The sequence below is a fragment of the Actibacterium sp. EMB200-NS6 genome, assembly GCF_001305615.1.
GTDB classification, from domain to species: Bacteria; Pseudomonadota; Alphaproteobacteria; order Rhodobacterales; family Rhodobacteraceae; genus Actibacterium_A; species Actibacterium_A naphthalenivorans.
In genome coordinates this window covers 313,521-335,107 of record NZ_CP010869.1, presented here as the reverse complement: position 1 = coordinate 335,107, position 21,587 = coordinate 313,521, and the positions used below count along the sequence as shown (strand labels likewise).

Sequence of the window (21,587 nt, the reverse complement as noted above, 5' to 3'; positions counted from 1 at the left end):
TTACGGCAGCGCGACAGTTTTTCATTGGCCCGGTCCGGGGTGTGCGGGTTAAGAAATTAACAGTTTAAAGTCAGTGCCTTGGGGGCATTTCAGGATGAGCATCAAGATCCGGACCGAAAGCCCGCTGACACCGGACAGCCGCCGCCTGATCGACGAAAGCGAAGCCGCGTTGCGCGCGGTTTTTCCGCCCGAGGAATGTTTCAGCTTTTCGGCCGAGGAACTGGCCATGCCCAACACCCAGTTCCTGGTCGCCCGCCTGAACGGGCAGGCGCATGGCTGCGTCGCGCTTGTCGATCAGGTGTTCTATGGCGAGGTCAAAAGGCTGTTCGTCGCGCCCGAGGCGCGCGGGCTTGGCCTGGCGCGGGCCCTCATGTCAGCGCTTGAGGCGGCGGCCGAGGATATCGGCCTGACCTGCCTGCGCCTGGAAACCGGGCACGCGCTGACCGAGGCGGTGAACCTGTACCGAACCATGGGCTTTTACGTGTGCGACGCGTTCGGTGACTACCCCGATATCCCGTCGAACCTGTTTCTTGGGAAATCCATCGGAAGTTTTGTCAGACAGGGTTCGGGCAAAACAGCTTTGCCCGCATCAGGGCCGGATCACCGCCGAAGCTTCCCGGAATGATCTGACAGCCCGTCGCCAGTTCGATGGCACGGTGGCCGCGCGCGATCACCCCTGCGGCGGCCGGGCCGAATTCCACGCTGGTGCGCACCGCCTGTGCCGTTCTCCCATCAGTAAACACGCTGAATTGGCTGGAGCCGACCGTCACCTTTCGCGCCGGGAAGCCGTAAAGATCAATCGAAGGGCTGTTGCACCCCGCCATCAGCAACACCGCCGCCAGGATCCCGTTGCGCATCGCAGCCCCCGCCATTGCCCGTTTCGCGCCATGGAAGATCATTTGGGTTAACCGGGGCTTAACAGGGCAAAAGGACCGCTTCGAATTGACGCATTCGCAGGCCGGCCGCCATTCCCCATCATATTCCAAATATTGAATTCAATTGGAATCAGCCATGCACCCGACGATGACACGCCCGGCAGATCGCTATTCACCCCTGTATTTCCTCGTCTCGCTCGGGGCGGGCGGCCTGGCGGTGACGTTCTTCATGTATCTGATGTTCTGGGTGCCGCACCCGACACGCCCGGTGCCGGTGTTCGAGGATGTGGCCGCGGCCTTCGCCGCCGGCGGCCTGCCAATGCAGCTTGGCATCGTGGCGGCCTATATCGGCATCACCGTATTCGTGGTGCTGAACCTCCGGTCGCTGGTCTGGAACATCACCCGGTACCGCAGTTTCCGGCAGACCGAAGCCTTCAGGCAACTCGTCAGCACCAATGCCGAGACACAGCTTCTGGCCATGCCGCTCGCGATGGCGATGAGCGTCAACGCCGCCTTCATCGCCGGCATGGTTTTCATGCCGGGCCTGTGGAGCATCATCGAGTACCTGTTCCCCTTCGCGCTGGTGGCCTTCGCCGCTATCGGCTGGCTGGCCTTCCGGTTTCTGGGGGATTTTCTGGGCCGGGTGCTGACCAAGGGCGGCGTGTTCGACGTGACGGCGCATAACTCCTTCGCGCAGCTTCTGCCGGCCTTTGCCCTGTCGATGGTCGCCGTGGGCTTTGCCGCCCCCGCCGCGATGAGCGTGACGCCGCTGACCATTGGCATCTCTGTGATCGGGTCCACCTTCTTTGGCGTGGCTTCGGTGCTTTACGCGGTGGTCGCGGCGATCACCGGGTTCAATTCGATGCTGCATTACGGCACCGCGAAGGAATCCGGCCCGACCCTGCTTGTGGTGGTGCCGATCATGACCGTGCTGGGCATCCTGCTGCTGCGGCAGGAACATGGGCTGCATGTCGCCTTCGATGCCCATGCGGTGGCGGTGGAAACGCTTGTAACCCTGACGCGGCTGATGTCGGTGCAGGTGGTCTTTCTGATGCTCGGCCTGCTGGTGCTGCGCCGTCAGGAGTATTTCAAGCAATATGTCTTTGGAGCCGACAATTCCCCGGGTGCCTATGCGCTGATCTGCCCCGGCGTCGCGCTGTCGGTGATGACCCAGTTCTGGCTGAACAAGGGGCTTGTCGCCGCCGGGCTGGTCGCAAAGTTCAGCGCGGGCTACTGGCTGATCACCGCCATCGCCATCGCCTTCCAGATGTCAATGATCCGGCTGGTGTTCCACCTGAACCGGCGTCATTTCGGGCAGGGCCGCAAAACGGTTGCGGTGCCGGCCGAATAGCCGGGGCGCGATGGGAAGATCAAGAAACGGGGGGCGGGCGCCCCCTGTTTTTGTCTATCCGCTTGATCACCCGCCGCCCGCCGCTACGATCCGCCGGCACCCCGCAACCAGACGGAGCCCGCGCGTGATCCTGCACCTTGCCCTTTTGCTGACCTTCCAACTGACCGGCGCGGTGATCAGCCGTGTCTTTGCCCTGCCCCTTCCCGGCCCGGTGATCGGCATGGCGCTGCTGCTGTGCTTTCTCGCGGCCGCGCCGCGTGTGGCGCTGCCGCTGCGGACCACCGCGCAGGGGCTGCTGTCGCACCTTTCGCTGCTGTTCGTGCCGGCGGGCGTGGGCGTGGTCGGGCATCTTGATCTGCTGGGCGCCCAGGGCGGGCCGATCTTCGCGGTGCTCGTGATCTCGACCACCGCGGCCATTGCCGTGGCCGCGCTGACCTTTACGCTGGTGGCGCGCAAGAGCGGGGCCGGAGATGCCTGAGTTTCCCGAGATCTGGAGCTATCTGGCCCGCGATCCGCTGATCTGGCTGACCGCGACGCTGATCGCCTATGTCATCGGCGACACGCTGTTCCGCGCGGCGGGGCGGCGGCCGTTTGCCAACCCGGTGCTGATCGCGGTGATCCTGCTGGCGGTGTTGCTGCGGGTCACGCAAACCCCCTATGCGATCTATTTCGAGGGCGCGCAGTTCGTGCATTTCATGCTCGGCCCGGCCACGGTGGCGCTGGCGGTGCCGCTGCACGCCAATCTCGCGCGGGTCCGCAAAAGCGCGCTGCCGCTGCTGGCGGCGCTGCTGGCCGGATCGCTGACCGCGATGCTGAGCGCGGTGGGGCTGGGCTGGGCGCTGGGGATCCGGGGCGAGGTGCTGCTGTCGCTCGTGCCGAAATCGGCGACCGCGCCGGTGGCGCTGGGGATATCGGAAAGCATCGGCGGCTCGCCCACGCTGACCGCCGTGCTGGTCATCACCACGGGCATCATCGGCGCGATCGTGGTGACCCCGCTTCTGAACCTGCTGCGCATTCGCGACTGGCGCGCGCGTGGCTTTGCCGTGGGCGTGGCCGCGCATGGCATCGGCACCGCCCGCGCGTTTCAGGTGAACGAGACCGCCGGGGCCTTTGCCGGGATCGGGATGGGGCTGAATGCGATGCTGACGGCGATTCTGGCGCCCATCGTGGTGCGCCTGCTGTTCTGAGCCGGTGAGGGTTTGCACCAGCGCGCGCGCGGACGCTCAGGCCCGGTTCGCGATCTCGATCAGGTTGCCGTCGGGATCGCGGATATAGATCGAGATGATCGGCCCCCTCGCCCCGGTGCGCCGCACCGGCCCCTCTTCGACCGCGATACCCCAGCCGCCCAGATGCAGCACCCACTCGGCCACCGGGGTATCGGACAGGAAACACAGATCGGCGCTCCCGGGCGTGGGGCTGGCGGCCTTGGGGTCATATTCCGTGCCATGCGGATGCAGGTTGATCTTCTGATCGCCGAATTTCAGCGCGGTGCGGGTGGACCCGTCGGCCGGGTGAAACTCCAGCCGTTCCATCCCCAGAACGGTCTGGTAGAACGCAACTGTATGGTCGATGTCGGTGACGGTCAGCACCAGATGGTCAAGGGATGCAAGTGTTGGCGCCATGCGGGCTTCCTGCAGTTCACAAAGGGGTTGCCTCAGCATGCATCGGGGCGGCGGCGAAGTGCAACCGCCGGCGCGGCGCCAGAAAAGTTTCATGCCTCCGGCGGGGATATTTCCGGAAAGGCGAAAGGGTCAGAGGCTTGCCGCCACCCGGAAGGCATCGGGGACGGTGTCCTTGCCGTCGAGCATCAGGTCGGCCATCACCTGCGCGACCTTGGGCGCCATTCCGAAGCCGATCTTGAACCCTCCGTTGGCGATGAACTGACCGGCGCGGCCGGGGTAATGGCCCAGCATCGGGGCCCGGCTTCTGGCGCGGGGCCGGACGCCGGCCCAGCGTTGCAGGATGGGGGCGTTTGCGAGCTGCGGCAGGGCGGTGATGGCGCGGGTTAGAAGATCGTCGAGCTTTGCATCCGTACTGTCGGCCGTGTCGAACTCGCGTTCGGAGGTGGAGCCGATGGCAAGCGTCCCATCGGCGTGTGGCACGAAGTGAAGCGTGTCGGCGAACAGCTGCGGCTGGTGCCGCATGTCATGGGCCAGCAGGATCGCCTGGCCCTTCACGCCGTTGCCGACCGGGCGCCCGAGCTCTTCGGACAGGGCCCGCAGGCCTTCGTAACCCGTGGCCCAGAGGACCAAACCCTGTGTGGGGCCGCTATCCGTGATCTCTGCGCCCAGAGCCTGCAGCGCCCCGGCCAGTGCCGCGCAGGCATGCGCCGGGTGCAGGCGGGCGGTCAGCGTGTCGTGGATCAGGTATCCGGTCGGGCTGTGCGGCGCCCAGTCGGGGAACGCGGCGGCGGGGGTGACGCGCCACGACGCCCGGCCCTGCCAGAGATCCTTCGCCCGCGCCGCCCGCGCCTGCGCCAGATCCATGGCGCGCGCGTCGGCGATCGGTTGCAGCCGGCCGGTGCGGCCATAGCCGGGCGAGAGGCCCGAGGCCTGTTGTACCCGCCTCCAGAAGGCTTCGGCCAGCACCAGGCTGTCGAACTGAAACGCCTTCTTGTCGTTCCAGTTTTCCGGCGTGTGCGGGGCCAGCGCGCCGACGATACCGCCCGAGGCGCCCGCCCCCACGTGCCGCTTTTCGATCAGCCGCACCCTGGCGCCTTTTTCGGCGCAGGCGAAGGCCACCGACAGGCCGAACGCGCCTGCCCCCATCACCGTGACGTCAACCGTTGCCATTCCCCGCGCCCTTCCGCATTCTCGCGCCATGCGTCCTTCGTCTAAGGCATCCCATGCGAACAGACCAGCCGGCAGAGCTTGAGTGGAAAGAGGGCGGCACGCCGGTGTCGCGCCGCTTTGACGATCCCTATTTCTCGCTCGAGAACGGGCTGGAGGAGACGCGCCATGTGTTTCTGGCGGGCAACGATCTGCCCGCGCGCTTCGCCCCGGGCTTTCACATAGCAGAGCTCGGGTTCGGCACCGGGCTGAACATGCTGGCCGCGCTGATCGCCTGGCGGCACAGCGGGCAGAAAGGCGCGCTGCGTTTCACCAGTTTCGAGGCGTTTCCGATGTGCCCCGATGACATATCCCGCGCGCTTGACGCTTTTCCCGAGGCCAAGGCCGTGGCCGGGCCGTTTCTGGCCGCCTGGGCCGCCGGGCAGCCGGTGTTCGAGACCGGTGACCTGCGTGCGGAGATCATTGTCGGCGATGCGCGCGAGACTGTGCCGCGCTGGGGCGGGCGGGCCGATGCGTGGTTTCTTGACGGATTTTCCCCGGCCAGGAACCCCGAGCTTTGGGATACGGAACTGATGGGCGCTGTCGCGCGCAATACCGCGCCGGGCGGCACGCTGGCCACCTATACCGCGGCGGGCCATGTGCGCCGCGCCCTGGGCGCGGCCGGGTTTGAGGTTGAACGGCGTTCAGGCTTCGGGCGCAAGCGTCACATGACGGTGGGGCGGATGCCCGCATGACCGAACAGAACACCCGGCTCGGCATCCTGCTGATGGTTGTCACGACCTTCGTGTTTGCCCTGCAGGACGGGATCTCGCGCCATCTGGCCGGCCAGTACAACGTGCTGATGATCGTGATGATCCGCTACTGGTTCTTCGCCGGATTCGTTATCGTGGTGGCGGCGCGCAAGGCGGGCGGCGTGCGGGCGGCGGCTGCCACGCGCCAGCCGGTGCTTCAGATATTTCGCGGGTTGCTGCTGGCGGCCGAGATCTGCGTGATGGTCACGGCCTTCGTGGTGCTCGGCCTGGTGGAAAGCCACGCGGTTTTCACCAGCTATCCGCTGCTTGTCGCGGCGCTGTCGGGGCCTGTTCTGGGCGAAAAGGTCGGCTGGCCGCGCTGGGTGGCGATCGGCACCGGCTTTGTGGGGGTGCTTGTCATCCTCGAACCGGGGTATCGCGTGTTCGCCCCCGCCGCACTTGTTCCGCTGGCCGCCGCGTTGATGTTCGCGCTTTACGGGCTGCTGACGCGCTATGCCGCGCGGGCCGACACCTCCGCCACCAGTTTCTTCTGGACCGGCACGACCGGCGCCGTGGCGATGACCGGCATCGGCCTGTGGCACTGGCAGCCGATGAGTATGGGCGACTGGGGCTGGATGGGCCTGCTGTGCATCACCGGCGCGTTGGGGCATTACCTGCTGATCCGGTGCTATGAGGTCGCCGAGGCCAGCGCGGTACAGCCCTTCGCCTATCTGCAACTGGTGTTCGCGACTGCCATCGGACTGTCTGTATTTCACGAAAGGCTGGAGCCGAACGTGGCCATCGGCGCGGTCATCGTCATCGGCGCGGGGCTGTTCACCCTGTGGAATGGCCGGCGCGGCGCCTAATCCGCGTGCAGCTCTTCCGACAGGCGCAGGGCCGCTGCCCGCCCGGACAGGCGCGCGCGATAGATGGGCAGCGATTCCATCACCCGCATCACATAGTTGCGGGTTTCGCGATAGGGGATCATCTCTATCCAGTCGATCACATCGGTTCCGGCCGACCGCGGATCGCCACGCTCTGCGATCCAGGCCCGGGCGCGGCTGGGGCCGGCGTTGTAGCCGGCCGCGACCAGCACGTAATTGTCACCGAACTCTTCCACCAGCTCGGCCAGATACGCCGCGCCGAGGCGGGCGTTATATTCCGGATCGGTCAAAAGCGCGTCGCTGGAATAGGCGATTTCAAGCTTGTGCGCCACCGACCGCGCCGTGCCCGGCATAAGCTGCATCAACCCGCGCGCCCCCGCACCGCTGACGACGCTGGCGTTGAACTCGCTTTCGCGCCGGGCGATCGACAGGACCAGCTCGTCCGGCACGGGGTGCTTCGCGGCGGTCAGCCGGGTCAGCGGGAAATAGGCGCGCGGCAGGATGGTACCCTGACCCGCGGCGACCTTGGCGATACGCAGGGCGATATGCGGCTCATGCACCGACAGGGCAAGACCCGCAAGCTGCGCCTGGCCCTGGGGCCCGGCGGTTTCGGCGATATGGGTCATGAACATCTCCGCCAGGTTGCGTTCGCCCGCCTGCACGAACAACAGCGCGGCTTTCAGCGCGGAGGAGCCGGCGAAGGGGGCTGTCGTCCAGTCGGGGTAGGTTTCGCCGCCGGTCAGGGCCGGGTCCATCGGCAGGCCGGCGCGTTCGGCGGCGAGCTGACCGTAAAAGCCGGACTGGTGCTGCCCGCCGCTGGCATAGGCCGCCTGCGCCTCGGGCAGGCGCCCCAGCGCCTCGAGCGCGCGGCCTTGCCAGTAGCCGGCGCGGCCAAGGCTGATCGGGGTTTCCACACCCGCGTCGAAACGCCGGAAATGGGTCAGCGCAAGCTCCGGCTGATGTTTCAGCCGCAGCGCGACGAACCCGGCCAGCCATTCTAGATCGGCGAAATCGGCGCCTTCGGTCAGGTAGTGACGCGCGGCCAGGCGGTAGGCGAGTTCGACCTTGCCCTCGCGCATCGCGCGGCGCGCCAGGATGCGCCGCCAGTTGGCCCAGCGCTCGGGCTGGCCAAGCCGGTCGGCGGCGGTGCTGCGATCATCCAGCAGGACGGCGGCATCGTCATAGCGCCCCTTGGCGACCCGCCACCCGAACCGCTCATAGGCCAGGCCCGCGTCATCCTGCAGGTCGGCCGGCACCGCGGCGATCAGCTTGTCGACGCCGGGGCCCTGATTGCGCAGGGTCATCCGGGCCACGGCCAGCGTGCGCCAGCCCTCGGGCACCAGCGGCAACATCAGCCGGGCCGAAGCGGCATCGCCCCGCCACAGCATCGCGTCCAGCCGGGCCACATGATGCGGGGCCAGAAGCGGGCCAAACTCATCCAGAAGGATGGCGTGGGTCATGTCCGACAGCGGCAGGCTGCGCCAGGTCAGCACGGCCTGCGCCTCGGCGTCGCCCCTGCGGCCAAGCGCGGCATAGGCCAGGGCCAGGCGCACGGCGCCAAGGCCCGTCACCGGCGGATTTTCGGCGAAATACTCCAGCACCTCCGCCGGGGCGACATCCGCCCCGATCTTGCCTTCGCCACGCGCGCGCATCCGGTCCAGCCCCGGCCAGTCGGGATTGCGCGCAAGAAACTCGCGATAGTCATCGAACGCGCCTTCGCCGGCGCGCAGATAGCGCCACTCCACGATGTCGCGCACGACCCGGCCTTCGCCACGGGCACGGGCGCGGGCCATATCCCATTTGTCGGCGCGCACATCGCGCATGACCTGCGTCAACGGCACATCGCCCGCCATCGCGGGGAATGCCAGAAGCAGGGCAAGAAACAGAACAAGGCCGGAGATGCGCATGGGAACCCGCAAAGTCAGATGATTTGCCAAAACTCTCACTTCGCCCTATCAGGCTGCAATACACAAACTTGGCAAGCCCCCATAGGGCCGCTAGGGTCCGCCGCGTTTGCAATGGGGCGACTCACCCCACGCCACTGAATCACAGGAGGAAGCGTGTCATGATCAGAGGGTCCATTCCAGCCCTGGTGACGCCGTTCAAGGACGGCACCGTGGATCGCGCTGCGCTGAAGGCGCTGGTTGAGTGGCATATCGCCGAAGGCTCCCGCGGGCTGGTGCCGGTGGGCACGACGGGCGAAAGCCCGACCCTCAGCCATGCCGAGCATGAAATGGTGGTCGAAGAGGTGGTGCAGGCCGCCGCGGGCCGGGTGCCGGTAATCGCCGGGGCCGGCTCCAACAACACCGCCGAAACCGTGCGCCTGATGCAGCATGCCGAAAAGGTCGGCGCCGATGCGGCGCTGGTGGTCACACCCTATTACAACAAGCCCACCCAGGCCGGGCTGATCGCGCATTTCACCGCCGCGCATGACTGCTGTGAACTGCCGATCATCATCTACAACATCCCCGGCCGCTCCGCCGTGGATATGTCGCCCGCGACGATGGGCGAACTGTCAAAGCTGCCGCGCATCATCGGGGTGAAGGACGCCACCGGAGACCTGAGCCGCGTGCCGCAACAGCGCATCACCTGCGGCACCGATTTCATTCAACTGTCGGGTGAAGACGGCACCGCACTGGGGTTCAATGCCCACGGCGGCCGCGGCTGCATCTCTGTCACCGCAAACGTTGCGCCACGCCTGTGCGCCGAATTTCAGGAGGCGACGCTGGCCGGCGACTATGCCAAGGCGCTCGACTATCAGGACCGGCTGATGCCGCTGCATCTGGCGATCTTCCTGGAACCCGGCGTCGCCGGAGCCAAATACGCGCTGTCGCGGCTTGGCAAATGCGCCGAAGAGGTCCGCTCGCCGCTGACTCTGGTGTCCGAACCCACCCGCGCGAAGATCGATGATGCGATGCGGCACGCGGGGCTGTTGAACTAACACGCGCCCACCGGCGCCTTGGCGGGCGGGGCGGCATATGCCAAAGCCGCCTTTCCCCGCCCGGTGCGATGCCCTATATCCGTGCAACCATGGCCAATGCAAAGACAGACCCCAACTACAAGGTCGTCGCCGAGAACCGGCGCGCGCGGTACGACTATGCCATCGAGGATGACATAGAATGCGGCATCATCCTGCATGGCTCCGAGGTGAAAGCGCTGCGCGAGGGCGGCGCCAATATCGCCGAAAGCTACGCCAACGTCGAAGAGGGCGAGCTGTGGCTGATCAACAGCTATATCCCGCCCTATGAACAGGCCAAGACCTTCCGGCACGAAGAACGGCGCAAGCGCAAGCTGCTGGTCTCGCGCAAGGAACTCGCGCGGCTGTGGAGCGATACCCAGCGCAAGGGCATGACCCTGGTGCCGCTGGTGCTGTATTTCAATCACAAGGGCATTGCCAAGCTGAAGATCGGCATCGCCAAGGGCAAGAAGAATCAGGACAAGCGCGCGACCGAAGCCAAGCGCGACTGGCAGCGCCAGAAGGCCCGCCTTCTGCGCCACGGGGAATAGGCCCGCAAACATCCCCTGCCGCGTTTCCGCCATACTGTGGCATACTGTCCGGGTCGAAGGGGGGGCCGGACTTCGCACACAACAACAATGACATTGGCCCGTAGGCAAGGGACAATATCATGGAACAACTCATCATCAGCCTGATTTCCGGCGCTGTCGGCGGCAATGTTGCCGGCGGGCTTCTGAAGAACCTCAGTCTGGGCACGGTCGGCAATTCCGTCGCGGGCATCGTGGGGGGCGGGATCGGCGGGCAGATCCTGGCGGCGCTCGGCACCGGCGGCATGGCCGATGCGGCGGCGGCGGGCGGGCTGGATATCGGCGCGATCGTCGGGCAGGTCGCCTCGGGCGGCGTTGGCGGTGCCGTGGTGATGGCACTGGTCGGCGTGGTCAGGAATATGATGGCCAAGTAAGACAACCCCGGCCGGGTCCCGCACCACCTGCGGGCGCCCGGCCTTGCTTCGGACCCGGCAGAAGATTAATCAAAGGCGGACAATCGCCCGTGCCGGAGGCCCAGATGCCCACAGATGATCCCCAAACCCTTGTGTCCACCGATTGGCTGGCCGCCCATCTGAACGACCCGGACCTGCGTATCTTCGATGCCTCGTGGTACATGCCCGACATGAACCGCGATGCGAAGGCCGAGTACGAGGCGGCCCACATCCCCGGCGCGCGCTTCTTCGACATAGACGAGATCAGCGATCACCGGTCGGCCCTGCCGCATATGGCGCCCCCGGTCGAGAAATTCATGAGCCGGATGCGCGCCATGGGCGTCGGCGACGGGCATCAGGTGGTGGTCTATGACGGGCTGGGCCTGTTCTCGGCCGCGCGCGTGTGGTGGCTGTTCCGGCTGATGGGCAAGACGGATATCGCGGTGCTGGACGGCGGCTTTCCGAAATGGCAGGCCGAAGGGCGCCCGGTCGAGGATCTGCCGCCCATGGTGCGCGACCGGCACATGACCGTGCAGCGCCAGGCCGGGCTGATCAAGGACGTCACGCAGGTGGCGGCGGCCTCCAAGCTGGGCGACTACGAAATCATCGATGCCCGCGCGGCCGAGCGGTTCCGCGGCGAGGTGCCCGAACCCCGGCCCGGTCTGCGCGCCGGCCACATCCCGAATTCGCGGAACCTGCCGTTCACACGGCTGCTGAACGAGGACGGCACGATGAAGGACACGCAGGCCGTGACGGCGGAATTCGAGGCCGCAGGCGTCAACCTGTCGAAACCCGCCATCACCACATGCGGGTCAGGCGTCACCGCCGCGATCCTCAACCTGGGGCTGGAGCGGATCGGGCATCGCAACCACGCGCTCTATGATGGCTCCTGGGCCGAATGGGGCATGTATGGCGATCTGAAGGTGGCAAAGGGATGAGCCGCATTCTGAGCCATCTGCACCCGCAGCCCGAAGACCAGATTCTGAAACTCACGGCGCTGTTCCGCGATGATCCCCGCCCGGTCAAACTGGATCTCGGCGTCGGCGTCTACCGCAATGCCGCCGGACAAACGCCCGTCATGCGCGCGGTGAAAGCCGCCGAAAAGCAGCTCTGGCAGGATGAAACCAGCAAAAGCTACACCTCGCTCGCGGGGGATCCCGGGTTTCACAAGGTGATGCGCGATCTGGTGCTTGGCGATGCGGTCGATCACACCCGCGTCGCGGCGGCGGCCACCGTGGGCGGCACCGGCGCGCTGAGCATCGCGCTTGATCTGGTGAAACGCGCCGCACCCGGGGCCACGGTCTGGGTTTCCGACCCGACCTGGCCCAACCACGTGCCGATCATCGGCAAGTGCGGCCTGGCCAGCAATGTGTACCGCTATTTCGATGCCGAAAACCGCGCGGTGAATTTCAGCGCCATGATGGAAGATCTGGCACGGGTCGCCCCCGGCGACGTGGTGCTGCTGCACGGCTGCTGCCACAACCCCACCGGCGCCAACCTGACCCTGCCCGAATGGCAGGAGGTCGCGCGCCTGCTGACGCAGACCGGCGCATTGCCGCTGATTGACCTGGCATATCAGGGTTTCGGCGATGGCCTCGAAGAAGATGCCGCCGCCACGCGGCTTGTCGCGGCTGCCTGCCCCGACACGCTGATCGCGGCGAGCTGTTCCAAGAATTTCGGCATCTACCGCGAACGCACGGGCATTGTGCTGGCAGTGACGCCGGATGCGGCGGCGCAGGGCGTTGTTCAGGGCAATCTGGCCGCGCTCAACCGCCTGACCTATTCCTTCCCGCCGGATCACGGCGCGCGGTTGGTGACCATGGTACTGGAAAGCCCCGCCCTGCGCGCCGACTGGCAGGCAGAACTTGAAGACATCCGCACCTCCATGCTGGGCCTGCGCCGGCAACTGGCCGACGAATTGCGGGCGCGAACCGGATCCGACAGGTTCGGCTTTCTCGCCCAGCATCGCGGCATGTTCTCGCGCCTGGGCGCCAAACCGGAGCAGGTCGCGCGGCTGCGCGACGAGCATGGCATCTACATGGTGGGCGACAGCCGGATGAATATCGCGGGCCTCAGCCCCGCCACCGTCCCGGCCCTCGCCACCGCGATCGCCGCCTGCGGTATCTGAAGGCTTTCATCTTCGCTGAAATATCCCCGCCGGAGGCATTGACTCTGATGCCCTGACAGAAACTTCCTTGCCTCCGGCGGGGATATTTACACGAAAAAGAAGCCACGGGCGTTCAAGCATGAAAAAAACCCGGGCGCGAACGCCCGGGCAGTTGATCTCAGACCGACAGGAAGGGATGTCAGCCTTTCGAGAATTCCGGATACGCTTCCATACCGAGTTCGGCCATGTCGAGCCCGTTGATCTCGTCTTCTTCCGGAACGCGGATGCCCATCGTCATCTTCAGGATGAACCACACGATGGCGGACACCACGAAGACGAAGACACCGACGATGATGATCGAGATCAGCTGGCCGCCAAGGGTGGCGTCGCCATTGGTCAGAACCACCGCGAGGGTGCCCCAGATACCGCAGACCAGGTGAACCGGGATCGCGCCGACAACGTCGTCGATCTTCAGCTTGTCCAGCATCGGCACCGCGAAGACCACCAGGATGCCACCGACAGCACCGATCAGCGTCGCCGCGCCCAGCGACGGGGTCAGCGGTTCGGCGGTGATCGACACCAGACCGGCCAGCGCGCCGTTCAGCACCATGGTCAGGTCGGGCTTCTTGTAGAGCACCTGCGTCAGGATCAGCGCCGCGATCGCGCCACCGGCTGCCGCCGTGTTGGTGTTGGCGAAGATACGGCTGATGTCGGCGACGTTACCGGCCGTGTCCATGTACAGCTGCGAACCGCCGTTGAAGCCGAACCAGCCCAGCCACAGGATGAACATGCCCAGTGTCGCCAGCGTCAGGTTCGAGCCCGGCATCGGAACGGTCTTGCCGTCCTTGTACTTGCCGATACGCGGACCAAGGATCAGCGCGCCGGCCAGAGCCGCCCAGCCGCCAACCGAGTGCACAACGGTGGAACCGGCGAAGTCCAGGAAGCCGTAGTTGGCGTCAAGGAAACCGCCGCCCCATTTCCAGGACGCCTGGATCGGGTAGATCAGCGCGGTCAGGATGACCGTGAAGATCAGGAAGGGCCACAGCTTGATCCGCTCGGCCAGGGTGCCCGAAACGATCGACGCGGTGGTGGCGCAGAACATCAGCTGAAAGAAGAAATCCGACCCGACCGACGCATAGGTCAGATCCGTGTCGGCACTGCCGCCCACCGGCTCGAGCGAGGTGCTTGCGAAGGCGCCAAGAACACCGTCAATGGACCAGCCATCGCCGGGGTACATCAGGTTGTAACCGATCAGATAGTACATGATCGCGGCAATCGAGAACAAAGCAACGTTCTTCATCAGCTGCATGGTCACGTTCTTGGTGCGCACGAGGCCGGCCTCGAGCATCGAGAAGCCCGCGCCCATCCACATCACCAGGAAGCCGGTGACCAGGAACATGAACGTGGTAAAAATATAGCCGATCTCTTCGTTCGGAGGCGTTACATCGGCCTCCTGCGCGAGCACGGGCAACGACACTAGCGAAAGTGTGGCCCCGAGCGTGAGGATCTTGGTCAGTTTCATTTGCATTACATCCTTTCCCGAGAGCGTCTCAAAGCGCATCATCATTCGTTTCGCCCGTACGCACACGAACCGCCTGGCTCACGTCGAGGACAAAGATCTTGCCGTCGCCGATCTTGTCGGTTTTGGCAGTGGTCGCGATGGTGTCCACCACCTGGTCGGCCATCGCGGCGGTAACCACGATCTCCAGCTTGACTTTGGGTACGAAATTTACGGCGTACTCCGCGCCACGGTAAATTTCGGTGTGTCCGGACTGCGAGCCGAAGCCCTTGATCTCGGTCACCATCATGCCGCGTACGCCGATGGCGGTGAGGGCTTCCCTTACCTCCTCCAGCTTGAACGGCTTGATTGCTGCAATGATCAGTTTCACGTCGTTTCCCTTCCGTTTGGCAGGTCGCCCTGCGGGGATTTCACGTCGGCAACAAGGACGCCTTACCGCCGACGACTCAAGAAATCGTGTAACGATCTGGCGACAGAATCGCCCACGACATGCACAACTTTTGCACATTTTGGGCATGGTGCGCGTTTTTTGTGCAAAATAAAAAGGCGGAAACTGGGCGCCGTCGTCGCTCCACAAATCCGGCGGGGCGGGGTATCCTGCAGCCAAACAGAAGAAACAAAATCGAGGTCCGCATGAGCGGTACAGGCAAGAAGAAACCCGCGCTCGTGGCAGAGCGCCGGCCGACCGCCCGCAAAAAGCCGGCGGCCAAGCCGGCCCGTTCGGCAGCGCGGCGCCCCAGAAAGCCCGGGAAACGGTCGCGAAATCCGATCATCGCCTTTTTTCAGAGCATTTTCGGCTGGATATTGCGCCTTGTCTGGCGGCTGACCTGGCGCATGGGCGCGGTGCTGGCGATGCTGCTTGCGGCGGCGGTGTTCTATTTTCATTCGACCCTGCCCCCTGTGGCCGAGCTGCTCGACGCCCGCACACGCGGCTCTGTCACGCTGCTTGACCGGTACGGCACGGTGTTTGCCTGGCGCGGCGATCAGTTCGGCGGGCAGATCAGCGCCGAAACCGTTGCCCCCGCGCTGCGCAACGCCGTGATCGCGACCGAAGACAAGCGGTTCTACCGACATTTCGGGGTCAGTCCGCGCGGCATCGCCAGCGCCGTGCGCATCAACCTGCGCGAAGGGCGCGGGCCGCTGTCGGGCAATGGCGGATCGACCATCACGCAGCAGACCGCAAAGCTGTTGTGCCTCGGCGTGCCCTTTGACGCCGCTCTGTGGAAAAGCGAGGCGGAATATGAGGCTGACTGCCGCCGCACCACGCTTTGGCGCAAGGTGAAGGAGGCGGTCTATGCCATGGCGATGGAGGTGCGCTACACCAAGAACGAAGTTCTGACGATCTATCTCAACCGCGCCTATCTGGGCGCCGGCGCGCGCGGCTTCGAGGCCGCGAGCGAGCGCTATTTCGGCAAATCCGCGAACAAGGTGAACGCCGCAGAGGCGGCGATGCTGGCCGGGCTGCTGAAGGCTCCGTCGACCTACGCGCCCACGAACAACCTGCAGCGCGCGCAGGACCGGGCCAACGTAATCGTCGGGCTGATGGAGGATCAGGGATATCTGACCGCCGCCCAGGCCGCCGATGCCCGCGCCAACCCGGCAGAGCTGTCGGACGCCGCCGCCGCCCGTGCCGGCGGCTATTTCGCCGACTGGGTAATGGAAAGCGGCCCCTCCTTTCTGACCCGCGACACCACCGAAGACGTGATCATCCGCTCCACCTTTGATCCGCGCCTGCAGCAGGCCGCCGAAGACGCGATGAATTTCATCTTCGAAAACAAGGTGCGTGAAGGATCAAAGGCGCAGGCGGCGATTGTGGTGATGTCGGCGGACGGCGCCGTGCGCGCCATGGTCGGCGGGCGCAAGACCAGGGTGTCGGGCGCCTTCAACCGCGCCACAATGGCGCTGCGGCAGACCGGATCGGCCTTCAAGCCCTTCGTCTATGCCGCGGCACTCGATCTTGGTTTTACGCCCAACGCCACCGTGGTGGACGAGCCGATCACCATCAACGTTCCCGGCTCCGGCCCCTATTCCCCGCGCAATTACACCAAGGATTTCAAGGGCAAGGTCACCCTGACCGAAGCGCTGAAACATTCGCTGAACATCCCCGCCGTCCGGGTTTCGGAATCGGTGGGGCGCGAGAATGTGCGGGTGATCGCCTCGGAATTCGGAATCAAGAGTGATCTGGCGCCGGGCCCCGCGCTGGCGCTCGGCACTTCTGAATCGACTCTGCTTGAGATGACGGGCGCCTATGCCGGCATCCTGAACGGCGGGCGCAGCGTCAAGCCTTATGGCCTGATCGAGCTGCGCCTTCAGGGCGATGACACGCCGCTGTTCGATCAGCAGGGCGGCATGGGCGAGCGTGTGATTACGGAAAAGGCGGCGCGCGGCCTGACCTACATGATGAATCAGGTGATCGAAGGCGGCACCGGCCAGCGCGCCAAACTGCCCGGGCGCGAGGCCGCGGGCAAGACCGGCACGACTCAGGCCGCGCGCGATGCCTGGTTTATCGGCTTCACCGCCGACTACGTTGCGGGCGTCTGGATGGGCTATGACGACAACACCCCGCTGACCGGCGTGACCGGCGGCGGGCTGCCCGCGGAGATATGGCACGAAACCATGGTACGGGTGCATGAAGGGCTGCCGGCGTCACCGTTGCCGATGGATGTGCCCGCGCCGGTCGCCGCGCCCGCGCCGCAGAACACCGCGGCCCGCACGACGGGCCGGCCGGCGGCCAATCAGCCCGAGCGCATCCTGCGCGAGGTGCTGGACGCGATACTGGGCAAACGCTGAGCCTGTGGCGGCTCAGCCCGCCTTTCGCAGGTCCTGGGTCAGCAGATCGATATTGCCGCGACGCTGATCCAGCATCGCGCCGATCTCTGTCCGCTCCGAGGCGACCATGTTCACGCCTTCGATATACATGTTGAAGAACAGATCCCGGCCGCTCTTGTCCGAGACGAGGAAGGTCACGTCGAACGGTGCCTCGCCTTTCAGATAGGCGGTGGTCTTGACCTCGTAGAAGCTTTTGACGGCGCGGGCTTCGTTGACTTCCAGCCGCCCGCCGATGAACTCGCGGAACCGCCGCCCGTACTTGCGCGAGAGATAACCGCGAAACGCGACGGTGAAAGCCTCCATCTGGCTGGGGGTCGCGCTGCGCGCGGCGATGCCAAGCGCGGAGCGCGCGATGATCGGCACATCCGAATATTTGATGAAGATATTCTCGAATGCCACGAACATCTTCGCTTCGGACATGCCGGAATTGATCACCCGGTTGATTTCGGCCACCAGCCCGTCAATCAGCGCGCGGGCCTCGGCGGTGTTCAGGGCAAAGGCCGAACGGGGCAGCGCAAATGCGGCAGGCAGGGCGATCAGGCCAGCCAGGGCTGCGCGGCGGCTTGGGTTATTCAGCATAGAGATCCTCATAGGGGTCGGCATAGTCAGGTTCCGATTCGCTGTTGGCGCCCAGTTCAAAGCGGCGGTTCTGCAGGTACAAGAGCCGCGCCTGGGCATAACTGTCTGCGCTTTCATATAGGACGGAATCGACCGTATCCGAATACTCGTACCGATCACCAATTTGTTTGGCGATGCCCGCCCCGGTGCCCGTGTTCCGCACCCCCACGGGCAGGAACAGCCGAGTCGGGTTCAGGGCGACATCCACGATCTTGCCCACCGCGTCCCGCTCGGTCGATGGACCCAGCAGCGGCAGTTCCACATAGGCGCCTTCGCCGAAACCCCAGACATTCAGGGTTTCGCCGAAATCGGTATCCCGTTCGTAAAGGTGAATCGACGTTGCCGGATCAAACAGACCGGCGATACCGACGGTGGAATTGAACAGGAACCGCGCGGCATTGGTCATGGCATCCACCGGGCGGAACTGCAGCAGGTCATTCACGACCATGCCGGGCAGATCCAGATTCGACGAGAAATTGCTGACCCCCTTGCGCACCGGCGCCGGAACAGCCGTACCGTAAGTACGCGAAACCGGGCGCACCACGGTCCTGTCCAGATCCCGGTTGGCGTTGTGAACCTCGCGGTTCTGCTCTTCGAACGGATCATGAAACTCTGCCGCCCCTTCGGGCGACGAGCAGGCGGAAAGCAGCCCAGCCGCAAGGACGGCGGCCCAACGCAGCATACGGACGTTGCATTTTTGTGTGGGATTAAACAATGGAAAACTCAAGATGGGGTTCATTGATCAGTGCAACATAGTTATGAGGCTAAAGAAGCCCAGAGCGAATGGTGATGCAACTGCGCGCTGTGGCGAACAGGTGACATAGGCGGGTCTTTGCATCAATGGCACGCAAGAAGCGGAACTGTGAATGGCAGAGCGACACTCGAACCCGTCCAACGGCCTGAGGGAACTGCGCGCGGCCCGGCGGTCCGGTAGCGGGCTTTTCGCCGCTGTTCTGGTCTTCAGCACGTTCGTCAACCTGCTGATGCTCACCGCGCCGCTTTATATGCTTCAGGTCTATGACAGGGTGCTCAGCAGCCGGTCCGAAGAGACCCTGCTGGCGCTGTCGATCCTGGTGGCCTTTCTGTTTCTGATCATGGGCCTTCTGGATTATGCCCGCGGGCGCGTCATGGCGCGCGCGGCGGCGCGGTTCCAGTCGCTGCTTGACGGGCGGGTCTTTTCCGCCGTGTTGCGGCAGGCGGCGCTGGCCAAGGGCACGCAATCCTCCGGCAACGGGCTGCGCGAGCTGGAGGCGGTGCAGCGGCTGATGGGCTCGCCCGCGCTCATGGCGTTTTTTGATGTTCCGTGGACGCCCTTCTTCCTGCTCGCGATTTTCATGTTCCAGCCCTGGCTAGGCGTGCTTGCGCTGGGGGGCGGGGTCACGCTGGTCATCATCGCGCTGCTGAACCAGATCCGCACCAGAAACCCGGTGCTCGAGGCCGGCACCGCCGCCGCGCAGGCCGATCACATGGCCGGGCAGCTGCGCTCAGAGGCCGAAACCGTGCGCAGCCTCGGCATGCAGGGCGCGGCCTTTTCGCGCTGGCAGCAGGCGCGGCTGCGCGCGCAGCAGCTTCAGCTTTCCGCGTCGGATGGCGCCGGCGGGTTTTCGGTACTCACCAAGACGCTGCGCATGTTCCTTCAGTCGGCGATGCTGGGCCTGGGCGCCTTTCTGGTGCTGCAAGGGCAGATGACCGCCGGCGGCATGATCGCCGGATCGATCATGCTCGGCCGGGCACTGGCACCGGTCGAGCTGGCCATCAGCCAATGGGCCCTGCTGCAGACCGCGGTCAAGGGCTGGCGCAGCCTGGGAGAGCTTTTGTCGGACGTGCCGCAAGAGGCACCGCGCACCGCCCTGCCCCGCCCGAAGGCCAAGCTGGACGTGCAACAGCTGACCGTCGTGCCGCCGGGCGAACATCAGGCCTCGTTGCGGATGGTGTCGTTCAGCCTGGAGCCGGGCACGGCCGTGGGCGTGATCGGCCCGTCGGGATCGGGAAAATCAACGCTGGCACGGGCTCTGACCGGGGTCTGGCGGCCGGCCGGCGGGCGCATCCGGCTGGATGGCGCCACGCTCGATCAATACGATCCCGATGTGCTGGGCAGCCATATCGGCTATCTGCCCCAGCGGGTGACGCTGTTCGACGGAACCATCGCCGAAAATATCGCCAAGCTGGCACTGCAGCCGGATGCCGAAAAAGTGGTGGCCGCGGCCAAGAAAGCGGCGGCGCATGACATGATCGTGCAGCTTCCCGATGGCTATGACACGCGGGTGACCACTGCGGGCGGGCGGCTCTCGGGCGGCCAGATCCAGCGTATCGGCCTGGCCCGCGCCATGTATGGCGACCCGGTGCTGCTGGTGCTGGACGAACCGAACTCGAATCTCGACAACGAAGGCTCTCAGGCGCTGAACAGCGCGATCCGCCAGATGAAAGCCGAGGGCGCGTCGATCCTGATCATGGCGCACCGTCCGGCGGCCATTCAGGAATGCGACCTGCTGCTGGTGCTCGACGGCGGCACGCGCAAGGCCTTCGGCCCGCGCGACGAGGTGCTGCGCGGCACGGTCAAGAACCACTCCGATATCCAAAGATCCACCGGCACCGGAGGTGTCTCATGACCCGCCCCAACGCAACACCCTGGCCCGCGCGCCGGCCGCTTCTGATCGGGTTCCTGGCGCTGGCCCTGTTGATCGGCGGGTTCGGCACATGGTCGGTTGTCGCCAGCATCTCGGGCGCGATCGTGGCCAGCGGCAGGGTCGAGGTGGACCAGAACCGGCAGGTGGTGCAACATCCCGACGGCGGCGTCGTGGCGCGGCTCGAGGTGGAAGAGGGTGACCTGGTCGAAGCGGGCGACGTGCTGATCGCGCTCGACGCGTCGCTGCTGCATTCCGAACTGTCCATCGTCGAAAGCCAGCTCTTTGAACTGATGTCCCGGCGCGGGCGGCTGCGGGCCGAGCGCGACGGGGCGCCATCGGTGCGGTTCGACGATGACCTGATGGAGATCGCCGCGACCCGCCCCGAGGTACAGGAACTGACCGATGGCCAGAGCCGGCTGTTCGCCGCCCGCGCCGAAACCCTCGCGAAGGAAGGCGCGCAGCTTGAGAAACGCCGTGGCCAGATCGCCGATCAGGTGATCGGCATCGTCGCCCAGCAAGACGCGCTGGAAAGCCAGCTCGCACTGATCCGCCAGGAGCTGGAAACCCAGCAAGGCCTGCTGGACAAGGGCCTCGCCCAGGCTTCGCGCGTGCTGTCGCTGCAGCGCGAAGAGGCCCGGCTGCGCGGCGAGGTCGGCGAGTTGACCGCCTCTGTCGCGCAGGCGCAGGGGCGAATCACCGAGCTGGACATCGAGATCCTGAAGTTGCAGACGACCCGCCGCGAGGAGGCGATCACCGAGCTGCGCGAACTGCAGTACCGCGAGCTGGAGCTGGCCGAGCGCCGGCAATCCCTGCTCGAACAGCTTGACCGGCTGGAAATCCGCGCGCCGGTGTCGGGCATCGTCTACGGGCTGACGGTGTTCACCCCCCGCTCGGTGATCCGCGCGGCCGAACCGGTGCTGTATCTCGTACCGCAAGACCGGCCGCTGGTCATCGCCGCCCGCGTCGATCCGATTCACGTGGATGAGGTCTTCGTGGGCCAGCCCGTGAACCTGCGGTTCGCAACCTTCGACGCGCGCACCACACCGGAACTTTTCGGACAGGTCACCAAAGTGTCGGCCGACGCCTTCGTGGATGACCGCACCCAGCAAAGCTATTACCGGGCCGAGATCATCCTGAGCGAGGGTGAGGCCGACAAGCTGGGCGAGCTGAAGATCGTGCCGGGCATGCCGGTGGAAACCTTCATCCGCACCGCCGACCGTTCGCCGCTGGCCTATCTGGTCAAGCCGCTGGCGGAGTATTTCAACCGGGCCTTCCGCGAGACCTGATTTCCGGGTTTCCCACGCCGCCCCGCCCCGCTAGCT

General features: G+C 65.4%; 22 protein-coding genes. 14 read left to right on the top strand and 8 right to left on the bottom strand.

The genetic code is table 11. From position 1 onward, the window contains the following. Positions 1–94 precede the first annotated feature (94 nt). Positions 95–625: a GNAT family N-acetyltransferase gene (locus TQ29_RS01615; protein WP_054537765.1), complete on the top strand. Its 531-nt coding sequence runs from the start codon at positions 95–97 to the stop codon at positions 623–625. Here the strand turns inward: TQ29_RS01615 and TQ29_RS20175 are convergent. Beyond that, positions 555–857 (bottom strand): hypothetical protein, encoded by a 303-nt coding sequence (locus TQ29_RS20175; protein ID WP_157445491.1) that lies wholly within the window; start codon positions 855–857, stop codon positions 555–557. The genes TQ29_RS01615 and TQ29_RS20175 overlap by 71 nt on opposite strands. Positions 858–1,023: 166 nt before the next feature. Between TQ29_RS20175 and TQ29_RS01610 the strand changes: the two genes are divergently transcribed. The 3 genes from TQ29_RS01610 (at position 1,024) to TQ29_RS01600 (ending at position 3,413) form a co-directional block, all read left to right on the top strand. Further along, positions 1,024–2,226 (top strand): hypothetical protein, encoded by a 1,203-nt coding sequence (locus TQ29_RS01610; RefSeq protein WP_235974403.1) that lies wholly within the window; start codon positions 1,024–1,026, stop codon positions 2,224–2,226. A gap of 124 nt (positions 2,227–2,350) precedes the next feature. After that, positions 2,351–2,704, top strand: a complete 354-nt coding sequence (locus tag TQ29_RS01605) for a CidA/LrgA family protein (protein ID WP_054537763.1) — start codon at positions 2,351–2,353, stop codon at positions 2,702–2,704. Further along, a complete protein-coding gene (locus TQ29_RS01600) occupies positions 2,697–3,413 on the top strand; it encodes an LrgB family protein (protein ID WP_054537762.1) in 717 nt (238 codons plus the stop codon). The genes TQ29_RS01605 and TQ29_RS01600 overlap by 8 nt, the downstream gene beginning before the upstream one ends. A 36-nt stretch (positions 3,414–3,449) precedes the next feature. Here TQ29_RS01600 and TQ29_RS01595 read toward each other — a convergent pair whose 3' ends face one another. Both TQ29_RS01595 and TQ29_RS01590 read right to left on the bottom strand, forming a co-directional pair. After that, the gene (locus TQ29_RS01595) at positions 3,450–3,848 is read right to left on the bottom strand and encodes a VOC family protein (protein ID WP_054537761.1); all 399 of its coding nucleotides are present in this window, start codon (positions 3,846–3,848) and stop codon (positions 3,450–3,452) included. Positions 3,849–3,977: 129 nt separating this feature from the next. After that, complete coding sequence (locus TQ29_RS01590; RefSeq protein WP_054537760.1) at positions 3,978–5,018, bottom strand: FAD-binding oxidoreductase; 1,041 nt, start codon at positions 5,016–5,018, stop codon at positions 3,978–3,980. Positions 5,019–5,071: 53 nt separating this feature from the next. Here TQ29_RS01590 and mnmD point away from each other — a divergent pair, with 53 nt between their 5' ends. Together mnmD and TQ29_RS01580 are read left to right on the top strand one after the other, a co-directional pair. Beyond that, positions 5,072–5,749: a tRNA (5-methylaminomethyl-2-thiouridine)(34)-methyltransferase MnmD gene (gene mnmD, locus TQ29_RS01585; RefSeq protein WP_054537759.1), complete on the top strand. Its 678-nt coding sequence runs from the start codon at positions 5,072–5,074 to the stop codon at positions 5,747–5,749. Continuing rightward, complete coding sequence (locus tag TQ29_RS01580) at positions 5,746–6,612, top strand: DMT family transporter (protein WP_054537758.1); 867 nt, start codon at positions 5,746–5,748, stop codon at positions 6,610–6,612. The genes mnmD and TQ29_RS01580 overlap by 4 nt, the downstream gene beginning before the upstream one ends. On the opposite strand, the gene TQ29_RS01575 is transcribed toward TQ29_RS01580, so the two are convergent. Then, the gene (locus TQ29_RS01575; RefSeq protein WP_054537757.1) at positions 6,609–8,537 is read right to left on the bottom strand and encodes a lytic transglycosylase domain-containing protein; all 1,929 of its coding nucleotides are present in this window, start codon (positions 8,535–8,537) and stop codon (positions 6,609–6,611) included. The genes TQ29_RS01580 and TQ29_RS01575 overlap by 4 nt on opposite strands. Positions 8,538–8,695: 158 nt before the next feature. Here TQ29_RS01575 and dapA point away from each other — a divergent pair, with 158 nt between their 5' ends. From dapA to TQ29_RS01550, 5 genes are all read left to right on the top strand, one after another. Then, positions 8,696–9,571 carry a 4-hydroxy-tetrahydrodipicolinate synthase gene (gene dapA, locus TQ29_RS01570; RefSeq protein WP_054537756.1) on the top strand — a complete coding sequence of 292 codons (876 nt, stop codon included), beginning with the start codon at positions 8,696–8,698 and terminating at the stop codon, positions 9,569–9,571. Between the two features lie 89 nt (positions 9,572–9,660). Next, a complete protein-coding gene (gene smpB, locus TQ29_RS01565; protein WP_037206899.1) occupies positions 9,661–10,137 on the top strand; it encodes an SsrA-binding protein SmpB in 477 nt (158 codons plus the stop codon). Positions 10,138–10,256: 119 nt separating this feature from the next. Then, the gene (locus TQ29_RS01560; protein ID WP_054537755.1) at positions 10,257–10,547 is read left to right on the top strand and encodes a hypothetical protein; all 291 of its coding nucleotides are present in this window, start codon (positions 10,257–10,259) and stop codon (positions 10,545–10,547) included. Positions 10,548–10,651: 104 nt separating this feature from the next. After that, positions 10,652–11,503: a 3-mercaptopyruvate sulfurtransferase gene (sseA, locus tag TQ29_RS01555; RefSeq protein ID WP_037206806.1), complete on the top strand. Its 852-nt coding sequence runs from the start codon at positions 10,652–10,654 to the stop codon at positions 11,501–11,503. A 5-nt stretch (positions 11,504–11,508) separates the two neighbouring features. After that, a complete protein-coding gene (locus tag TQ29_RS01550; protein ID WP_369817419.1) occupies positions 11,509–12,693 on the top strand; it encodes an aromatic amino acid transaminase in 1,185 nt (394 codons plus the stop codon). 178 nt (positions 12,694–12,871) lie between these two features. Here the strand turns inward: TQ29_RS01550 and TQ29_RS01545 are convergent, their stop codons facing one another. Continuing rightward, positions 12,872–14,194 carry an ammonium transporter gene (locus TQ29_RS01545; protein ID WP_037206809.1) on the bottom strand — a complete coding sequence of 441 codons (1,323 nt, stop codon included), beginning with the start codon at positions 14,192–14,194 and terminating at the stop codon, positions 12,872–12,874. Positions 14,195–14,222: 28 nt separating this feature from the next. Continuing rightward, positions 14,223–14,561 (bottom strand): P-II family nitrogen regulator, encoded by a 339-nt coding sequence (locus TQ29_RS01540; RefSeq protein ID WP_037206811.1) that lies wholly within the window; start codon positions 14,559–14,561, stop codon positions 14,223–14,225. 263 nt (positions 14,562–14,824) lie between these two features. Here TQ29_RS01540 and TQ29_RS01535 point away from each other — a divergent pair, with 263 nt between their 5' ends. Beyond that, entirely contained in the window at positions 14,825–16,981 is a 2,157-nt protein-coding gene (locus TQ29_RS01535) for a transglycosylase domain-containing protein (RefSeq protein WP_054537753.1), read from the top strand. 12 nt (positions 16,982–16,993) lie between these two features. Here the strand turns inward: TQ29_RS01535 and TQ29_RS01530 are convergent, their stop codons facing one another. Both TQ29_RS01530 and TQ29_RS01525 read right to left on the bottom strand, forming a co-directional pair. Beyond that, entirely contained in the window at positions 16,994–17,599 is a 606-nt protein-coding gene (locus tag TQ29_RS01530) for a phospholipid-binding protein MlaC (RefSeq protein WP_037206813.1), read from the bottom strand. After that, positions 17,589–18,320 carry a VacJ family lipoprotein gene (locus TQ29_RS01525; protein ID WP_082386492.1) on the bottom strand — a complete coding sequence of 244 codons (732 nt, stop codon included), beginning with the start codon at positions 18,318–18,320 and terminating at the stop codon, positions 17,589–17,591. The genes TQ29_RS01530 and TQ29_RS01525 overlap by 11 nt, the downstream gene beginning before the upstream one ends. 184 nt (positions 18,321–18,504) lie before the next feature. Between TQ29_RS01525 and TQ29_RS01520 the strand changes: the two genes are divergently transcribed. Both TQ29_RS01520 and TQ29_RS01515 read left to right on the top strand, forming a co-directional pair. Continuing rightward, entirely contained in the window at positions 18,505–20,247 is a 1,743-nt protein-coding gene (locus tag TQ29_RS01520) for a type I secretion system permease/ATPase (protein WP_054537751.1), read from the top strand. Then, positions 20,244–21,551 (top strand): HlyD family type I secretion periplasmic adaptor subunit, encoded by a 1,308-nt coding sequence (locus TQ29_RS01515; RefSeq protein WP_054537750.1) that lies wholly within the window; start codon positions 20,244–20,246, stop codon positions 21,549–21,551. Before TQ29_RS01520 ends, TQ29_RS01515 begins: the two co-directional genes overlap by 4 nt. The last annotated feature ends 36 nt before the right edge of the window (positions 21,552–21,587 follow it).

Excerpts from the sequence above, each read along its gene's own strand:
- TQ29_RS01615 (WP_054537765.1), top strand. The coding sequence starts at position 95 with ATGAGCATCAAGATCCGGACCGAAAGCCCGCTGACACCGGACAGCCGC.
- TQ29_RS01535 (WP_054537753.1), top strand. The coding sequence starts at position 14,825 with ATGAGCGGTACAGGCAAGAAGAAACCCGCGCTCGTGGCAGAGCGCCGG.
- TQ29_RS01595 (WP_054537761.1), bottom strand. The coding sequence starts at position 3,848 with ATGGCGCCAACACTTGCATCCCTTGACCATCTGGTGCTGACCGTCACC.
- TQ29_RS01600 (WP_054537762.1), top strand. The coding sequence starts at position 2,697 with ATGCCTGAGTTTCCCGAGATCTGGAGCTATCTGGCCCGCGATCCGCTG.
- TQ29_RS01610 (WP_235974403.1), top strand. The coding sequence starts at position 1,024 with ATGACACGCCCGGCAGATCGCTATTCACCCCTGTATTTCCTCGTCTCG.
- mnmD (WP_054537759.1), top strand. The coding sequence starts at position 5,072 with ATGCGAACAGACCAGCCGGCAGAGCTTGAGTGGAAAGAGGGCGGCACG.
- TQ29_RS01520 (WP_054537751.1), top strand. The coding sequence starts at position 18,505 with ATGGCAGAGCGACACTCGAACCCGTCCAACGGCCTGAGGGAACTGCGC.
- TQ29_RS01515 (WP_054537750.1), top strand. The coding sequence starts at position 20,244 with ATGACCCGCCCCAACGCAACACCCTGGCCCGCGCGCCGGCCGCTTCTG.
- smpB (WP_037206899.1), top strand. The coding sequence starts at position 9,661 with ATGGCCAATGCAAAGACAGACCCCAACTACAAGGTCGTCGCCGAGAAC.
- sseA (WP_037206806.1), top strand. The coding sequence starts at position 10,652 with ATGCCCACAGATGATCCCCAAACCCTTGTGTCCACCGATTGGCTGGCC.
- TQ29_RS01560 (WP_054537755.1), top strand. The coding sequence starts at position 10,257 with ATGGAACAACTCATCATCAGCCTGATTTCCGGCGCTGTCGGCGGCAAT.
- TQ29_RS20175 (WP_157445491.1), bottom strand. The coding sequence starts at position 857 with ATGCGCAACGGGATCCTGGCGGCGGTGTTGCTGATGGCGGGGTGCAAC.
- TQ29_RS01545 (WP_037206809.1), bottom strand. The coding sequence starts at position 14,194 with ATGAAACTGACCAAGATCCTCACGCTCGGGGCCACACTTTCGCTAGTG.
- TQ29_RS01575 (WP_054537757.1), bottom strand. The coding sequence starts at position 8,537 with ATGCGCATCTCCGGCCTTGTTCTGTTTCTTGCCCTGCTTCTGGCATTC.
- dapA (WP_054537756.1), top strand. The coding sequence starts at position 8,696 with ATGATCAGAGGGTCCATTCCAGCCCTGGTGACGCCGTTCAAGGACGGC.
- TQ29_RS01580 (WP_054537758.1), top strand. The coding sequence starts at position 5,746 with ATGACCGAACAGAACACCCGGCTCGGCATCCTGCTGATGGTTGTCACG.
- TQ29_RS01590 (WP_054537760.1), bottom strand. The coding sequence starts at position 5,018 with ATGGCAACGGTTGACGTCACGGTGATGGGGGCAGGCGCGTTCGGCCTG.
- TQ29_RS01530 (WP_037206813.1), bottom strand. The coding sequence starts at position 17,599 with ATGCTGAATAACCCAAGCCGCCGCGCAGCCCTGGCTGGCCTGATCGCC.
- TQ29_RS01525 (WP_082386492.1), bottom strand. The coding sequence starts at position 18,320 with ATGCTGCGTTGGGCCGCCGTCCTTGCGGCTGGGCTGCTTTCCGCCTGC.